General features: G+C 66.4%; 15 protein-coding genes and 1 tRNA gene. 12 read left to right on the forward strand and 4 right to left on the reverse strand.

The genetic code is table 11. The features are described 5' to 3' along the window. Nucleotides 1-20 precede the first annotated feature (20 nt). From AB9K35_RS13540 to AB9K35_RS13555, 4 genes are all read left to right on the forward strand, one after another. A complete protein-coding gene (locus AB9K35_RS13540; protein ID WP_222454974.1) occupies nucleotides 21-650 on the forward strand; it encodes a 50S ribosomal protein L25/general stress protein Ctc in 630 nt (209 codons plus the stop codon). A 158-nt stretch (nucleotides 651-808) separates the two neighbouring features. Further along, entirely contained in the window at nucleotides 809-2,050 is a 1,242-nt protein-coding gene (locus AB9K35_RS13545) for an NAD(P)/FAD-dependent oxidoreductase (protein WP_369926824.1), read from the forward strand. A 77-nt stretch (nucleotides 2,051-2,127) separates the two neighbouring features. Further along, nucleotides 2,128-2,826: an aminoacyl-tRNA hydrolase gene (pth, locus tag AB9K35_RS13550; RefSeq protein WP_369926826.1), complete on the forward strand. Its 699-nt coding sequence runs from the start codon at nucleotides 2,128-2,130 to the stop codon at nucleotides 2,824-2,826. Nucleotides 2,827-2,846: 20 nt separating this feature from the next. Next, nucleotides 2,847-3,767, forward strand: coding sequence for a nucleoside hydrolase (locus AB9K35_RS13555; protein ID WP_369926828.1), 921 nt, complete (start codon nucleotides 2,847-2,849; stop codon nucleotides 3,765-3,767). Between the two features lie 150 nt (nucleotides 3,768-3,917). Here the strand turns inward: AB9K35_RS13555 and AB9K35_RS13560 are convergent, their stop codons facing one another. The 3 genes from AB9K35_RS13560 to AB9K35_RS13570 are packed head-to-tail and all read right to left on the reverse strand — an operon-like array spanning nucleotide 3,918 to nucleotide 6,799. After that, nucleotides 3,918-5,198 carry a TRAP transporter large permease gene (locus AB9K35_RS13560; protein ID WP_369926830.1) on the reverse strand — a complete coding sequence of 427 codons (1,281 nt, stop codon included), beginning with the start codon at nucleotides 5,196-5,198 and terminating at the stop codon, nucleotides 3,918-3,920. Further along, nucleotides 5,195-5,758 (reverse strand): TRAP transporter small permease subunit, encoded by a 564-nt coding sequence (locus AB9K35_RS13565; RefSeq protein ID WP_222454979.1) that lies wholly within the window; start codon nucleotides 5,756-5,758, stop codon nucleotides 5,195-5,197. The genes AB9K35_RS13560 and AB9K35_RS13565 overlap by 4 nt, the downstream gene beginning before the upstream one ends. 60 nt (nucleotides 5,759-5,818) lie before the next feature. Then, nucleotides 5,819-6,799, reverse strand: a complete 981-nt coding sequence (locus tag AB9K35_RS13570; RefSeq protein ID WP_369926833.1) for a TRAP transporter substrate-binding protein — start codon at nucleotides 6,797-6,799, stop codon at nucleotides 5,819-5,821. Nucleotides 6,800-7,055: 256 nt separating this feature from the next. Here AB9K35_RS13570 and AB9K35_RS13575 point away from each other — a divergent pair, with 256 nt between their 5' ends. The 6 genes from AB9K35_RS13575 (at nucleotide 7,056) to AB9K35_RS13600 (ending at nucleotide 12,673) form a co-directional block, all read left to right on the forward strand. Further along, entirely contained in the window at nucleotides 7,056-8,231 is a 1,176-nt protein-coding gene (locus tag AB9K35_RS13575; RefSeq protein WP_369926835.1) for an L-rhamnonate dehydratase, read from the forward strand. Beyond that, on the forward strand, nucleotides 8,228-9,139 hold the full coding sequence (locus tag AB9K35_RS13580; protein ID WP_222454982.1) for a dihydrodipicolinate synthase family protein: 912 nt from the start codon (nucleotides 8,228-8,230) through the stop codon (nucleotides 9,137-9,139). The genes AB9K35_RS13575 and AB9K35_RS13580 overlap by 4 nt, the downstream gene beginning before the upstream one ends. Nucleotide 9,140: 1 nt before the next feature. Continuing rightward, nucleotides 9,141-9,848 carry a GntR family transcriptional regulator gene (locus AB9K35_RS13585; RefSeq protein WP_222454983.1) on the forward strand — a complete coding sequence of 236 codons (708 nt, stop codon included), beginning with the start codon at nucleotides 9,141-9,143 and terminating at the stop codon, nucleotides 9,846-9,848. 15 nt (nucleotides 9,849-9,863) lie between these two features. Then, nucleotides 9,864-10,871 (forward strand): 4-hydroxythreonine-4-phosphate dehydrogenase PdxA, encoded by a 1,008-nt coding sequence (locus AB9K35_RS13590; RefSeq protein WP_369926838.1) that lies wholly within the window; start codon nucleotides 9,864-9,866, stop codon nucleotides 10,869-10,871. Further along, a complete protein-coding gene (locus AB9K35_RS13595; RefSeq protein ID WP_369926840.1) occupies nucleotides 10,868-12,379 on the forward strand; it encodes an aldehyde dehydrogenase (NADP(+)) in 1,512 nt (503 codons plus the stop codon). Before AB9K35_RS13590 ends, AB9K35_RS13595 begins: the two co-directional genes overlap by 4 nt. 204 nt (nucleotides 12,380-12,583) lie before the next feature. Continuing rightward, nucleotides 12,584-12,673, forward strand: a tRNA-Ser gene (locus tag AB9K35_RS13600). A gap of 145 nt (nucleotides 12,674-12,818) precedes the next feature. Here the strand turns inward: AB9K35_RS13600 and AB9K35_RS13605 are convergent. Continuing rightward, nucleotides 12,819-13,280, reverse strand: coding sequence for an Lrp/AsnC family transcriptional regulator (locus AB9K35_RS13605; RefSeq protein ID WP_369926842.1), 462 nt, complete (start codon nucleotides 13,278-13,280; stop codon nucleotides 12,819-12,821). 175 nt (nucleotides 13,281-13,455) lie between these two features. Here AB9K35_RS13605 and AB9K35_RS13610 point away from each other — a divergent pair, with 175 nt between their 5' ends. Both AB9K35_RS13610 and AB9K35_RS13615 read left to right on the forward strand, forming a co-directional pair. Then, complete coding sequence (locus tag AB9K35_RS13610) at nucleotides 13,456-14,496, forward strand: pyridoxal-phosphate dependent enzyme (RefSeq protein WP_369926844.1); 1,041 nt, start codon at nucleotides 13,456-13,458, stop codon at nucleotides 14,494-14,496. Further along, nucleotides 14,489-15,649, forward strand: coding sequence for a M24 family metallopeptidase (locus tag AB9K35_RS13615; RefSeq protein ID WP_369926846.1), 1,161 nt, complete (start codon nucleotides 14,489-14,491; stop codon nucleotides 15,647-15,649). The genes AB9K35_RS13610 and AB9K35_RS13615 overlap by 8 nt, the downstream gene beginning before the upstream one ends. Nucleotide 15,650 lies beyond the last annotated feature (1 nt).

Here is a 15,650-nt window from a genome sequence, read left to right on the forward strand (position 1 = left end):
AGACATATTGGAGAATAGACATGGCAAAAGAGATTCCTGATCTCGTAGCCGAAGTACGTGCGGGGACGGGCAAGGGCGCCGCTCGCGCAGCTCGCCGCGCAGGCATGGTTCCCGGCGTTGTTTACGGTGGTGACGTGGATCCGGTTGCGATCCAGATCCCGTTCAACGAGCTGCTGAAAAAGCTGAAAGCCGGCCAGTTCAAGTCCACCCTGTGGAACCTGAAAGTGGAAGGCCAGGACGACGTGCGCGTGATCTGCCGCGACGTTCAGCGTGACGTGGTCAAGGACCTGCCGACCCACTTCGACCTGATGCGCCTGCGCCGCACCTCGAAAATCAACCTGTTCATCCCGGTTGAATTCGTGGGCGAAGAAGCCGCTCCCGGCATCAAGAAGGGCGGCGTTCTGACCGTCGTTCGCCCCGAGGTGGAACTGGTTGTGACCGCCGGTGACATTCCGGAGAAGATCACCGTCGACCTGACCGGCCTGAACATCGGCGATGTTATCACCATCTCCTCGATCGAGCTGCCGAACGGCACCAAGCCGACCATCGACCGCGACTTCGTGATTGCCAACATCTCCGCACCTGCGGGCCTGGCCGCTTCCGATGACGAGGAAGCCGAAGGCGAAGAAGGCGAAGCCGCCGAAGCATAAGCATCGCACCCTGGTATCAGGGTCTGCTGCACGGGCTCCCGTTTCGGGAGCCCGTTTTTTTATGCGCAATCGGTGGCCCGGCGTCGCGGCAATTGACATTTTCCCGCGGCGCTGTCCCTCTGGCGCCGGGAGTCAGCAGTATTTCTTCGGGGGCAGGGATGGCGGATTACGACATGGTGATTGCCGGTGCCGGGATCATCGGCGTTTCCTGTGCGCTCTGGGCGCGCATGCGGGGCTTGCGGGTGCTCCTGGCGGATCCGAACCCGCCGGGCAGTGGCACCAGCTCCGGCAATGCCTGCACCTTGGCGACCTATGCCTGCCTGCCGGTGAATGATCCCTCGGTGCTGCGCAGCCTGCCCAGCCTGATGCTGTCCGGCAACAGCCCGCTGGGGGTCTCCTACGCCCACGCGCTGAAGAACCCGCGCTGGATGCTGGCGTTTCTGGCCAATTGCCGCGCTGCGCCGTCGGCGCGGATCGCCGGGCACCTGGCGGCGCTGATGGCGCAGGCCGACGACGGCCTCGACCCGCTGATCGAGGCGGCGGGCGCGCAGGATCTGGTGGACACTCGCGGCCAGCTGAACATCTGGTCCACCGCCGCCGGGGCCGCCGCCGCCGAAGCCGGACTGCAACGTCGACGCGCGTTGGGGGTTGCTTGGCGAGAGGTCTCGCCGCGCGAGGCCCAGGCGATGGAGCCGGGTCTGAAAATGCCGATCCAGCGCGCCGTGCATTTCCACCAGGCCCGCCATCTGCGCAACCCGCAGGCGCTGATTGCGCGGATGCACCAGAGGTTCAGCGACCTCGGCGGCAGCAGCATGACGGCGCCGGTCGAGGCTGTTCAGGCCGGGCAGGACCAGGTGACGGTGACGGTGGACGGCCAGCGCCTGAGCGCCGATCACGCGGTGATCGCGGCCGGTGCCTATTCCGGCCGGATCCCCGGCGCGGGCACAGCCGATCTGCCGCTGGGCACCGAGCGGGGCTACCACCTGATGTTTCAGGGTGAAGCGCACAGGGTGACCCGCCCGGTCGGCTGGGCCGAGGGCGGATTTTACGCGGTGCCGCACGCCGACGGGCTGCGGCTGGCGGGCACGGTGGAGATTGCGGGCCTTGATGCGCCGGTCAACCGGCAGAGGCTCGACTACCTCGCGCGTCGCGGGGCGGAGATGCTGGGACCGCTGCCCGCGCCCTCCAGCGAGTGGCTGGGCCGCCGGCCGACGATGCCGGATTCGCTGCCGGTGCTGGGCCGCAGCGCGCGGTCGCCGCGGCTGCTCTATGCCTTTGGCCACCAGCACGTGGGGCTGACGCTGGGCGGGCTGACCGGGCGGCTGATAACGGACCTTGCGCAGGGGCGCGATCCGGGGCTGGATCTGGCACCCTTGGCCGCCAGCCGCCGCTACGCCTGATCCGCCGTCAGCTCTGGATTTCGCGGGCCAGATAGGGCATCACCTTGGGTCACGGAAAACACAAGCGGGCAGACCCCATGAAACTCTTTGTCGGCCTTGGCAATCCCGGCCCGAAATACGAACGCAACCGCCACAACATCGGCTTCATGGCGCTGGACCGGATCGCCTCCGATCACGGCTTCAGCCCGTGGAAGGCCAAGTTCCAGGCGCTGGTCTGCGAGGGCAGCCTCGGCGGCGAGAAGGTGCTGCTGCTGAAGCCGCAGACCTTCATGAACCTCTCCGGCCAGTCGGTGGGCGAGGCGATGCGGTTCTACAAGCTGACGCCGGCCGATGTGACGGTGCTGCATGACGAGCTGGATCTGGCGCCGGGCAAGGCGCGGATCAAGCAGGGCGGCGGCCATGCCGGCCACAACGGGCTGCGCTCGATCCATTCACACATCGGGGCGGATTATGGCCGGGTGCGGCTGGGCATCGGTCATCCGGGCCACAAGGACGCGGTGGCGGGCTACGTGCTGCGCGATTTCCCCAAGGCGGACGAAGGCTGGCTGGACGACCTGATGCGCGGCATCTCCGACGGCGCGGCAGAGCTGGCCCGCGGCGACGTCGGCAAGTTCATGAACGCGGTGGCACTGCGGGTGGCCCCGCCGCGCAGCTCCACCACCAGGCCCAAGGGCGAGGCCAAGGCTGGCGGCACTGGCAGCGCCAAACCCGCCAAGGAAGAGCCCGCCGCCGACACCCGCTCCGCGATGGAGCGGCTGCTGGACAAATTCAAGTGATACGCCAGGAGGCACCACAGATGGTAAAGCTGATTATCGACACCGATCCGGGCATCGACGATGCCATGGCGATCTTCTATGCCGTCGCGGCGCCGGATATCGAGCTTTTGGGGCTGACCACGATCTTCGGCAATGTGACCACGCCGATGGCCACCCGCAACGCGCTGCGCCTGCTGGAGGCCGCGGGGCTGGATGCGCCGGTGGCGCAAGGCGCGGAGGCACCGCTGGTGCTGCCGCCCTTTACCCCCTCGGCGCATGTGCACGGGGCCGAAGGTTTCGGCGACATTCCGGCGGCCGACCCCAAGGCCAAGCCGCTGGAGGAGGACGCCGCCGATTTCCTGTGCCGCATGGCGCGCGAGCACAAGGGCGAGCTGGTGGTCTGCCCGGTCGGCCCGCTGACCAACATCGCCCTGGCGATGCAGCGCGATCCTGATTTCATCGAGAACGTCAAAAGCATCGTCATCATGGGCGGCTCGCTGGAGGAAGGCGGCAACATCACCCCCCACGCCGAGGCCAATATCTACCACGATCCCCATGCGGCCGATGTGGTCTGCACCGGCGGCGACAAGGTGGTCTTTGTCGGGCTGGACGTCACCCACCGCATTCTCTGCGTGCCCGAGGATTTCGCCGCCATCGCCGCCAGGTCGCCGCGTCTGGGTGGCATGCTGCAGGAGATGTCGCATTTCTACATCAAGTTCTACCTTGAGGTCGCAGGTCTGAACGGCTGCTCGCTGCACGATCCGGCAGCGGTGATCGCCTGCACCCACCCGGAGCTGTTCGGCAAGCGCCAGCTGCCGCTGCGCGTCTCCTGCGAGGGGGAGACCTCGGGCGCGACCCTGGCCGCCGAAGACAGCGGCCGCGCGCCGGTCAACGTCTGCATGACGGTTGAGGCCGATGCGGTGAAAAACCTGTTCCTGGAACGGCTTGCACTGCTGCCCTGAGCGGCGTCCCAATGGCAGGACATCCGTGTGGTCTGGACCTGCGCGGATGCTCCGGGCTAAACAGAAAATGCCCTGCCGGTCCGCGTTGGCACGGGCTGGCAGGGCGAGGGTCTGCGGGCCGCCTGATCGGGGCCGCCCGCGACAGGGAGATCAGTCGAGGTAGCCGGTCAGCGCCAGCGAGACCTCGGGCACATAGGTGACCAGCAAAAGGATCACCGCCAGCACGCCGATGAACGGCAGGTTGGTGCGCGAGGTTTCCCAGATCCCCGCCTTGGCAATCGAGCAGGAGGTGATCAGCACCGAGGCAACCGGCGGCGTCTGCTGGCCGATGGCGAGGTTCAGCGTCACCATGATGCCGAAGTGGATCGGGTCGATCCCCACCGCGTTGACCAGCGGCATCACCACCGGCACCACCAGGATGATCGCCGCCGCACCGTGCAGGAACATGCCCAGCACCAGCAGCAGCAGGTTCAGCAGTGCCAGCACGATCAGCGGGTTGGTGGTGACCTCGGTGATTTCCGCCGCCAGCGTCTGCGGCACCTGCGCCTGGGTCAGGAACAGCCCCAGTGCGGCAGAGGTCGATACTAGCAGCATAACGATGCCGGTCTGGCTGACACCCTCCAGCATGGTCTTGCGCAGGCGCGAGACGTCAAGGTCGCGGTAGACGAACAGGCCGATCACCAGCGCTGCCAGTACCGCGAGCCCCGCGCCCTCGGTCGCGGTGACAAGGCCCGAAAAGATGCCGCCCAGGATGATGACCGGCATGGTCAGCGCCCAGAAGGCTTCCTTGAAGGTCTTCCAGACGTAGCCGAGGTCGAAGCCTTCAGCGCGCGGCAGGTCATAGCGCACCGCCAGCACCCAGGTGACCAGCATCAGCAGGAAGGCGCCCAACAGGCCCGGCACGACGCCGGCCACGAACAGCTTGATCACCGAGGTCTCGGCGATGGCGCCATAGAGGATCATCGGGATCGACGGCGGGATGATGATGGCCAGCGAGGCGGAGGAGGAGGTGATCGCGGCTGCGAGCGTGCGCGAATAACCGCGCCGCTTCATCTCGGGGATCAGCACGGTGCCGGTGGCGGCCACGTCTGCCACCGCCGAGCCGGAGATCTCGGCAAAGACCATCGACACGCCGATGTTGACCATGCCGAGGCCGCCGCGGATGAAGCCGATCAGCGCGGTGACGAAGTTGATGAGCCGCAGCGAGATGCCGGAGGTGTTCATCAGGTTGCCCGCGAGGATGAACAGCGGGATCGCGATCAGCGGAAAGGAGGTGGAGCCGGAGTAGAGCTTGATCACCATGTCGTTGAGCGCATCCGGCCCGGAGGTGAGCAGGAAGCCCCCCATCGACACCACGCCGATGGCCACCGCGATCGGCACGTTGATGAGGATCAGCGTGATCAGGGCAACCGTGGTCAAAAGCAGGATCATTTCAGGCCTTCCTTCTGGGCAAGTGCGGCGGTTTCGGCCTCGGCCTCGGCGATGGCCTGCTCGATCTCGGCGTGCTCGGGGTCGATGCCGTCAGCTGCGGCGCGCAGGGCGCGGGGCAGGGTCAGCAGGGTGCCGAGGATCATGATGACGGAGGCAATCGGGATCACCGATTGCACGATGTCCAGCGTCATCCAGCGCAAGGACAGCAGTGAGTCCCATTTCGCCACCGCCAGCACCGCGTTGCCGTACCAGGCGACGACGGCGAAATAGGTGATGACCAGCAGTTCGGAAAACAGCGCCAGCGCCACCGCCAGATGCCGCGGCAGCGCGGTGACGATGCCGGAGAACCCCATGTGCTGGCGCAGAAACACCGCATAGGCGGCGCCGAAATAGGTCAGCCAGGCCAGCAGCACGCTGGCAATTTCATCATACCATGCGGGGGATGCCCCGAGATAGCGCATGGTGGTCGCGTAAACGACGGACACTGCCAGGATCACCAGCAGCAACAGGCAAATCGTCTCGATGGCTCGTAAAAGTATGCGCTCGATCAGTGCGATCATGCCCACCTCCAGTCTTGTAGTTGCCCCGGCCGGGCATGCCGGGCCGGGGCGTTGGATTGGTTACTTGGCCAGGTCCTGGGCGCGCTGCACCAGCGCATCGCCGCCGGGAACCTGGGTGGCGAAGGCCTCGTAGATCGGCGCGGAGGCGGCGATGAAGGCGGATTTGTCGGCCTCGTTCACCTCGACCCCGGCGGCGCGGACTTTCTCGACCAGCTCGTTGTCGGCGGTTTCCCCCTGGGCCAGCGCCCAGTCCTGCACCGAGGCGGCGACGTCGGTTACGGCGGTCTGGACCTCGGCGGGCAGCTTGGCCCAGGTCTCGGCGCCAGTTGTCAGATAGGTGGGCGAGTAGACGTGGCCGGTCAGGCTCAGGTAGCCCTGCACCTCCTGGAAGTTGGCGCCGACAATGTTGGTCAGCGGGTTTTCCTGGCCGTCCATGGTGCCGGTCTGCAGCGCGACGAAGACCTCGGAGAAGGACATCGGGGTGGGGTTGGCGCCCCATTCCTTGAACATCGACACCCGCCATTCCGACGAGGGCGTGCGGATTTTCAGCCCTTCGAGGTCGGCCGGGGTGTTGATGGGGCGGGCGCTGTTGGTGATCTGGCGAAAGCCGTTCTCCCAGGTCGACAGCACTTTCAGGCCTGCCTTCTCGGCCAGCGGCGCAAGATCGGTCTGAACGATCTCGGCGTCGATGGCTTTCAGATGGGCGCGGTCCTGCACCAGGAACGGCATGTCGAACAGGGCAAATTCCGGTGCCACGTTGGTCATGATCGAGGAGATCAGGGTGAAGTCGACGGTGCCCAGACGCAGCCGTTGCATCAGCTCCTTTTCGTTGCCGAGCTGGGCATCGGCGTAGAATTCCACCTTGTGCGCGTCCCCCAGGCGGTTTTGCAGCTCCTCGGCAAAGCGGGCGGCGCTTTTGCCCTGCAGGCTGTTCGAGGCGGCGCCGACGGCCACGATGTAAGTGTCCGCCGCGGCGGGCACGGCGATGGTCAGCGTCGCGGCGGCGAGGCTCGCGCTCAGGGTCTTCTTCAAGGTTTTCATGATGTCTCCTCCGGTGTGTTTGGAACGTCCTGCCGCATCCGCGACGCCGTCTTGGGGTGTTTGTACAGGGCGGACGCATCTGGCGGAAAGCCGCGTTTCTGCGCTGCGCCGCCTCCTCCTCGTTTTTTGGCGCTTTAGCATTTTGGCATTCCAAAATACCATTACCATGTTACAACAGATGTCAACATGATTCGTGTCCCGGCCGGTGAGACCCGGCCCCGGACACGCCACCAAGTGAGAGAAAGAGGAGCCCTGAATGACCAAGATCAAATCTGTCCGAACCCGTGTCTGGAGCTGGAAGGGGCCGACGGTTCCGCCTGCCGGGAACTTCTGCACCAACGCCTCGGACGCGCTGTGGATCAAGGGCGACGCGATGGAGTCCTTTCGCTTTCACCAGTGGCTGACCTGCGAGGTGGAGACCGAGGATGGCACCATCGGCATCGGCAATGCGGCGCTGGCGCCGCGGGTGGTGAAACAGGCGATCGACGAATGGTATGCGCCGCTGGTGATCGGCGAGGATCCCTTTGACTACGCCTACCTGTGGGAAAAGATGTACCGCCGCAGCCATGCCTGGGGCCGCAAGGGCATCGGCATGACCGCGATCTCGGCGATCGACATCGCGATCTGGGACCTGATGGGCAAGCTGACCGGCAAGCCGGTGTTCAAGCTGTTGGGCGGGCGCACCAAGGAAAAGATCCCGGTCTACTACTCCAAGCTCTACTCAGGCTCGGTTGAAACGATGCAGGCCGAGGCCGAGGAGGCGATGAAGAACGGCTATACCGGTTACAAGACCCGGTTCGGCTTTGGCCCCAAGGACGGCATGGCGGGCATGCGCGAGAACCTGAAGCGGGTCGAGGCGCTGCGCGAGGTCATCGGCTATGACAAGGACCTGATGCTGGAATGCTACATGGGCTGGAACCTGGACTACGCCAAGCGGATGCTGCCCAAGCTGGCCAAGTATGAGCCGCGCTGGCTGGAAGAGCCGGTGATCGCCGATGACGTGGCGGGCTATGCCGAGCTGAACGCGATGAACATCGTGCCGATCTCGGGCGGCGAGCATGAATTCTCGGTCATCGGCTGCGCCGAGCTGATCAACCGCCGCGCCGTCAGCGTGCTGCAGTATGACACCAACCGCGTCGGCGGCATCACCGCGGCGCAGAAGATCAACGCCATTGCCGAGGCGGCGCAGATCCCGGTGATCCCGCACGCCGGGCAGATGCACAACTACCACCTGACCATGGCCAACGTGAATTGTCCGATCGCCGAATACTTCCCGGTGTTCGACGTCGAGGTCGGCAATGAGCTGTTCTACTACATCTTCGAGGGCGACCCGGAGGCCGTGGACGGCTTCTTGCAACTGGACGACGACAAGCCGGGCCTTGGAATCGAGATCACCGACAAACACCTGCACAACTTCGAGATCACAGAATGACCACATATTCCGGTATCTGGCCCGTCGCACCGACCCCGTTCCACCCGGACGGCACGGTGGATTACGAGGGCATGAAACGCGTCATCGACTGCATGGTCGACCAGGGCAGCGATGGCATCTGTATCCTGGCCAATTTCTCCGAGCAGTTCCTGATCACCGACGAGGAGCGCCGCAAGCTGACCGAGGTGTCGCTGGCGCATATGGCAGGCCGGCTGCCGGTGATCGTCACCATCAGCCACTATGCGACCCAGATCGCGGTGGCGCGGGCGCAGCATGCCAAGGATCACGGCGCGGCCATGGTGATGATGATGCCGCCCTACCACGGCGCGCTGCTGAAGGGCTCGGCCGAGCAGACGTACGAGCAGTTTGCCCGCGTGGGCGAGGTGGGCCTGCCGATCATGGTGCAGGATGCGCCCCTCTCCGGGGTTGATCTGCCGGTGCCGCTGCTGGTGCGGATGGCGCGCGAGATCGAGATGGTGAAGCTGTTCAAGATCGAATGCCCCCAGGCCGCGGCCAAGCTGCGCGATCTGGTGGCGGCGGGCGGCGATGCCATCGAAGGCCCGTTTGACGGCGAGGAGGCGATCACCCTGCTGGCGGATCTGGAGGCCGGTGCGACCGGTGCCATGACCAGCGCGATGATCCCCGATCAGATCAAGCCGGTGCTGGATCATTTCGCCGCGGGCGATCTGGATGCGGCCACCGCGGCCTATGCAAGGGTGCTGCCCGCGGTGAACCATGAAAACCGCCAATGCGGCTTCCGCTCTGCCAAGGCGGCAATGGTCGAGGGCGGCGTGATTGCCTCGGATTTCTGCCGCCACCCCATCGCGCCATTGCATTCGCAGACAAAGGAGGCTCTTTTCCGACTGATCCGGCCGCTGGATCCGGTGGTGCTGAAATGGGGCAAATGACATGAGCAAGAAGGCTGAAATCTCCGACCTGGACACCAGTGAACTGGCCCTGGCGCGCCCGCGTGCCACGTTGGTCGAGATTGCGGCCGACAAGCTGCGCGAGCTGATCCTGCTGGAGAAGCTGCCCGCCGGGGCGCATATCTCGGAGCGCGATCTGGCGGCGGCGCTGGGCATCAGCCGCACGCCGCTGACCAAGGCGCTGACCATCCTGGAGCAGGACGGGCTGATCGAATACTCGGTCACCCGCCGCCCGCAGGTGGCCAATCCGCCGATCCGCGAGATCGAGGAAAACCTGGTCGTCATGGGTGCGCTGGAGGCGCTGGCGGGCGAGCTGGCCTGCGCCAGCATCACCGAGGAGGAGATCGCCAAGGTGATCGATTGCCAGCAGCGCATGGAGGCCGAGGACGGCAGCCTGACGCCGCTTGAATCCTTCCGGCTGGACATGGAACTGCATGAGACCATCGTGCAGGCCAGCCGCAATGCGCCGCTGATCGACACCCATCAGAAATACAACGCGCGCCTGTGGCGGGCGCGTTTCCAGTCTTCGCAGCGCCAGTCCGGCCGCGAGCAGACCTTTGCCGAACACCGGGCAATCGTCGACGCGCTGAGCCGGCGTGATGCCAAGACCACCTCAACCGCCCTGCGCCGCCATCTGGCCTCGGCTGTGACCAACATCAGAAACGCCCTGCGCGACGAGCGCCAGGGCTGACGAAACGGAGTAGACATGTCCCCAAGGATTGGACTCATCCCCGGTGACCCCAGCGGCATCGGGCCGGAACTGGTTGCCCGGCTGCTGGCCGAGGACTGCATCGCCGAGGCCGAGGTGCTGCTGATCGGCGACCGCCATGTGTTTGAACTGGGCCAGGCGCAGGCCGGGCTGTCCCACGAGATGACGGCGGTGGATGCCGCCGCCGCCGACTGGACCAGGGTGGACGGGCTGGCGCTGCACGAAATGCAGACCCTGACGCCGGACGAGGTGGTGCTTGCCGAAAGCACCGAGGCCTCGGGCCGCTCGACCCTGCGGGTGCTGGATCAGGCGCTGGACTTCGTGCAGCAGGGGGTGATCGACGCGATCGTCTTTGCGCCGTTCAACAAGGCGTCGATGCATATGGCCGGGATCGGCCATTCGGACGAGCTGCATTACATGGCCGAAAAGCTGGGCGTCAGCGGCTATATCTCGGAGCTGAACACGCTGGACGGCATGTGGACCAGCCGGGTGACCAGCCATATCGCGCTGAAGGACGTGGCGGATGCCATTGATGCGCACCGCATCGAGGAGGCAACCCACCTGATTGATCGCACCCTGCGCCGGGCGGGCTATGCACGGCCGCGCATCGCGGTGGCGGCGCTGAACCCGCATGCGGGCGACGGCGGCAACTTCGGCCGCGAGGAGATCGACGTGATCGAACCGGCCGTGCGCAAACTGGCAGGCGGCCAGATGGCGGTGACCGGGCCGCTGCCCTCGGACACGGTGTTCCTGAAGGTCACCCGCGGCGAGATCGACGCGGTGGTGACCATGTATCACGACCAGGGCCAGATCGCGCTGAAGCTGTTGGGGTTTGACCGCGGGGTGACGGTGCAGGGCGGGCTGCCGGTGCCGGTGACCACCCCGGCGCATGGCACTGCCTTTGACATCGCGGGTCGCGGCGAGGCGGACGTGGGCGCCACCCGCGCCGCCTTCGAGATCGCCTGCAAGATGGTCAGCAACTGGGAACAGGAGAGCGCGGTATGAGCTTTGAACCGCATGGCAAACATCTGATCGCGGGCGAATGGATCGCCCACAGCGAGACCTTCCGCTCGGAGCCCGCAAGCGGCCCGGCACATGCCTTCAGCCGCGGCACCCCGGCGCTGGTGGAGCAGGCCTGCGAGGCCGCCGAGGCGGCGTTCTGGAGCTACGGGTACAGCAGCCGCGCCGAGCGCGCCGCCTTCCTCAACGCCATCGCTGACGAGATCGAGGCCCGCGGCGACGCGATCACCGAGATCGGCTGCCAGGAGACCGGCCTGCCGCAGGCGCGGCTGGAGGGCGAGCGCGGCCGCACCACCGGCCAGCTGCGGCTGTTTGCCCAGCACATTCTGGAGGGTGCCTATCTCGACCGCCGTCACGACGCAGCTCTGCCGGATCGCGCCCCCTTGCCGCGTCCGGATCTGCGCATGGTGCAGCGCCCGATCGGCCCGGTTGCGGTGTTCGGCGCGTCGAACTTCCCGCTGGCCTTCTCTACCGCGGGCGGGGACACGGCGGCGGCGCTGGCGGCGGGCTGCCCGGTGGTGGTCAAGGGCCACTCCGCCCATCCCGGCACCGGCGAGATCGTCGCCGAGGCGGTGCATGCGGCGGTGCGGAAATGCGGCATGCCGGCCGGGGTCTTCTCGCTGATCCAGGGCGGCAAGCGCGATGTCGGCCAGGCGCTGGTGCAGCATCCCTTCATCAAGGCGGTGGGCTTTACCGGCTCGCTGGCCGGGGGGCGGGCGCTGTTTGACCTCTGCGCGCAGCGGCCCGAGCCGATCCCCTTCTTCGGCGAGCTGGGCAGCGTCAACCCGATGTTCGTACTGCCCGAGGCCGCGGCCGCCCGCGGTGCCGAGATCGGCGCGGGCTGGGCGGCCTCGCTGACCATGGGGGCAGGGCAGTTCTGCACCAACCCCGGCGTTGCCGTGGTGCCCGCGGGGGCGGCAGGCGATGCGCTGGTGCAGGCTGCCGCCGCAGCGCTGGAGCAGGCGCCGGAGCAGGTCATGCTGACCGACGGCATCGCGCAGGCCTACCGCGACGGCAAAGCGCGCCTTGACGCTGCGGAGATGGTGCGCCCGGTGCTGGTCACGGACAGCGCGGGGCGCTGCGCGCGGCCCAACCTCTATGAAACCACGGCCGAGGCCTACCTGCAGGACCACAGCCTGGGTGAGGAAGTCTTTGGCCCGCTGGGGCTGGTGGTCCGGGTGGCGGACGCGGGCCAGATGGAGACCCTGGCACGCGGGTTGGAGGGTCAGTTGACCGTGACCCTGCACATGGACGAGGGCGACACCGATGCCGCCCGCGCGCTGTTGCCCATCGCTGAGCGCAAGGCCGGACGGGTGCTGGTCAACGGCTTCCCCACCGGGGTCGAGGTGGCTGACAGCATGGTGCATGGCGGGCCTTACCCGGCCTCGACCAATTTCGGCGCCACCTCGGTCGGCACGCTGTCGATCCGGCGTTTCCTGCGCCCGGTGTGCTATCAGAACCTGCCGGAGGCGCTGCTGCCTGCGGAACTGTGATCTGCGGTCAGTCGGCCACGAAAGGGGAAGGCCCGCGCAGCCCGCGCGGGCCTTCTTCATGTTCATCGGGGCGGCACTGCACAGAGTCCCCCGCAGGGGGAGCGAGCCTGCGGGAAACACCGGGAAATCCACGCGTTTGCAGGCGGCAAAGAAAATTGAAAAAACGCCTTGTCTCTCCGGGCGGTGGGTCATATACGGGTCAGCGGAGACGTGGCCGAGTGGTCGAAGGCGCTCCCCTGCTAAGGGAGTAGGCGGGAAACCGTCTCGAGGGTTCGAATCCCTTCGTCTCCGCCATAAATCATTGATTTTCATGTGTACTATGGCGTCGCTCGGATGAGCCGCGGTCGATTTGGCGTGTCACGTCGTTCCTGGGTGGAAGCCGGGAATGTCAGCATCCGCAGGTTGGGCACGCCACAAGGGCGAGCAGTGCCGGGGCGTCTCACGCGGGGGCGACGGGCAGGGCGAACCCTGCCTTCACGCGATCCATCACGGCACTGGTTCTGAACTTCAGGACGTTCTCGTCGGCAAAGAAATGGCGGCGGGTGAAGGCTTCGTAGTCGGCCATGCTCTCGGCCGAAAGGATCAGGACGAAATCAGCGTCGCCGGTGACGTAGTAGCACTGCATCACTTCCGGTGCGGCGACCATGCGGGCCTTGAAATCGTCGATGTCGCCCAGCCGCTCGTTCTGCAGGGAGACCTCGACGATCAGCAGGAGTTCCCTGCCGACGGATTTCGGCTCGAGGATGGCGATCTCGGCTTCGATGATCCCCGAGGCGCGGAGCTTGGCGAGCCGTTTCCGGCAGGCGTCCGGGGACAGGCCGACGGTGGTCGACAGGGCCTCGGCCGTCAATCGGGCGTTGCCCTGAATGGCATTGAGAATGAGCGCGTCGAATCTGTCCATCTTGCGAGAGTGTCCGAAATTCGGCCTCGGGGGAAGTTGTGACTGGCCTTCGATCCGAACTTCGGCCCGGTGGGCGTATCCCGGTCCTGATAACGGCGCAGATTGGGTGGAATGATCCGATTAAGATCCGGCCCGCGCTGATATGCTGACCGTCAGGAAATCAGGGGGCGTATCCATGGCAAACATCCTGCAGAACCCGTGGCGCGGCAGAGGGCTTGATCTGAAGGCCCCGATGCCAAGCGTTGAGGCGCATTCGGTGCTGGAGCTTCTCGGCCGTTGCCCGGCCTATGCGGCCACACCGCTGCTCTCCGTGCCCGAACTGGCCAGACGGGCGCAGGTTTCGGAGGTCTGGGTGAAGGACGAACGCGACCGCATGGGGCTAGGCAGTTTCAAGGCGCTGGGTGCGGCCCATGTCATCGCGCGCGCGGCGGCGGCCCGTGGCGGCGACATCAAGCACGCGCTCGCCGACCGCTGTTTCGTGACTGCCAGTGCCGGCAATCATGGGCTGTCGGTTGCGGCGGGCGCGGCGCAGTTCGGCGCGCGGGCGATTGTCTATCTTGCGACAACCGTGCCCGACAGTTTTGCCGATCGGCTGCGGGCCAAGGGGGCGGAGGTCGTCGTCGAAGGCGCGGATTACGCTGCCAGCATGGCGGCGGCCGAGGCCGCTGCCGAGGCGCACGGCTGGACGCTGCTGTCCGACAGTTCCTGGCCCGGCTATGTCGACCTCCCCGGCCAGGTGATGCAGGGCTATCTCGCGCTCGCCGCCGAAGTGACCGCGCAACTGGCGGAGCCGCCGACGCATATTCTGCTTCAGGCCGGAGTGGGCGGCTTGGCGGCGGCCGCTGCTGCCTGGTTCCGCCACACTTGGGGGCGCGGGCCGCAGATCATCGTTGTGGAACCCGACGCCGCACCGGCGCTGATTGAAAGTATCCGCGCAGGCAGGGTCGTTGAAACGCAGGGACCGGTGTCCGCGATGGGGCGGCTTGATTGCAAGACCCCTTCGTTGATCGCGCTGAATGGGCTGGCGCGGGATGCGGATGTTTTCGTCACCCTGTCAGAGGACGAAGCGGCGGAAGGCATTGCCGCGCTTGCGGACTGCGGAGTGGCCTCCTCGCCCTCGGGCGGGGCCGGGTTGGCGGCAATGCTGGCCGGGCTGGAGGTCGGTGCCGAGGCACGGGTGCTGGCCATCCTCAGCGAAGGGGCGACGGATGACTGAGCGATCGCTGATCTTTCCGGCGGCAGAGTACCGCTCCCGCCTGCGGCGCTTGCAGGCGCAGATGGCGCAGGAGGACCTGGATGCGCTGCTGCTCAGCTCGGCGGCGGATGTGTTCTATACCACCGGCTTCCTGACCCGGTTCTGGGAAAGCCCGGCCCGTCCGTGGTTCATGGTGATCCCGCGTGAGGGAGACCCTGTTGCGGTCATTCCCGCGATCGGCGCGGAGCTGATGGGGCGGACCTGGGTGTCCGAGATCCGGACCTGGAACGCGCCGGATCCGGAGGATGACGGGGTTACCCTGCTCACGCAGACGCTGCTGGACCTGACACCTTGCAAGGGGCGTGTCGGGCTGCCGATGGGGTTGGAGACCCATCTGAGGATGCCGCTTGCGGATTATCACCGCCTTGTCGGCCTCTTGGGTGACAGGCAGGTGGTGGATGCGACCCGGGCTGTCCAGCGCGTGCGCGAGATCAAGTCCCCGGCAGAGGTGGACCGGATACGCGCGACCTGCGCGATTGCCGCCCGGGCCTTTGCCCGGGTGCCGGAGTTCGCGCAGGCCGGGCAGGGGCTGGACGCGGTTTTCCGCGCCTTTCAGGTCGCGCTGCTGCAGGAGGGAGCGGATTGGGTCAGCTATGTCGCCGGAGGCGCCGGTGCCGGTGGCTATGGCGATGTGATCTCGCCCGCAACAGCCCATCCCCTGACCCGCGGTGACATACTGATGCTGGATGCGGGGGCCGTGCGCGACGGCTACTTCTGCGACTTTGACCGCAACTATTCGGTGGGTCCCGCCAGCGCCTCGGCCCGGCGCATGCACGAGGCGCTGTGGGAGGCAACCGAGGTTGCGCTCGACGCCCTGCGGCCGGGCATGCGGGCTGCGGACGTGCACCGGCTGATGGCGGAGGCGCTGCGCAAAAAGGGGTTTGAGCCCGCCAGCGGTCGCCTCGGCCATGGGCTGGGGGTTACGCTTACGGAATGGCCCTCCTTTACGCCGCAGGATGGGACGGAGCTGCGCGAGGGCATGGTGCTGACGCTTGAGCCGGGGGTGTTCGGCCCGGACGGGGTCGGGCTGGTGCATGAGGAAAACATCGTTCTGGGCGCGCAAGGGGCCGAGCTTCTCTCGCCCCGTGCGCCCTATCATCTGCCGGAGATCTGAC

It is taken from the genome of Leisingera sp. XS_AS12, from assembly GCF_041224635.1.
GTDB lineage: Bacteria > Pseudomonadota > Alphaproteobacteria > Rhodobacterales > Rhodobacteraceae > Leisingera.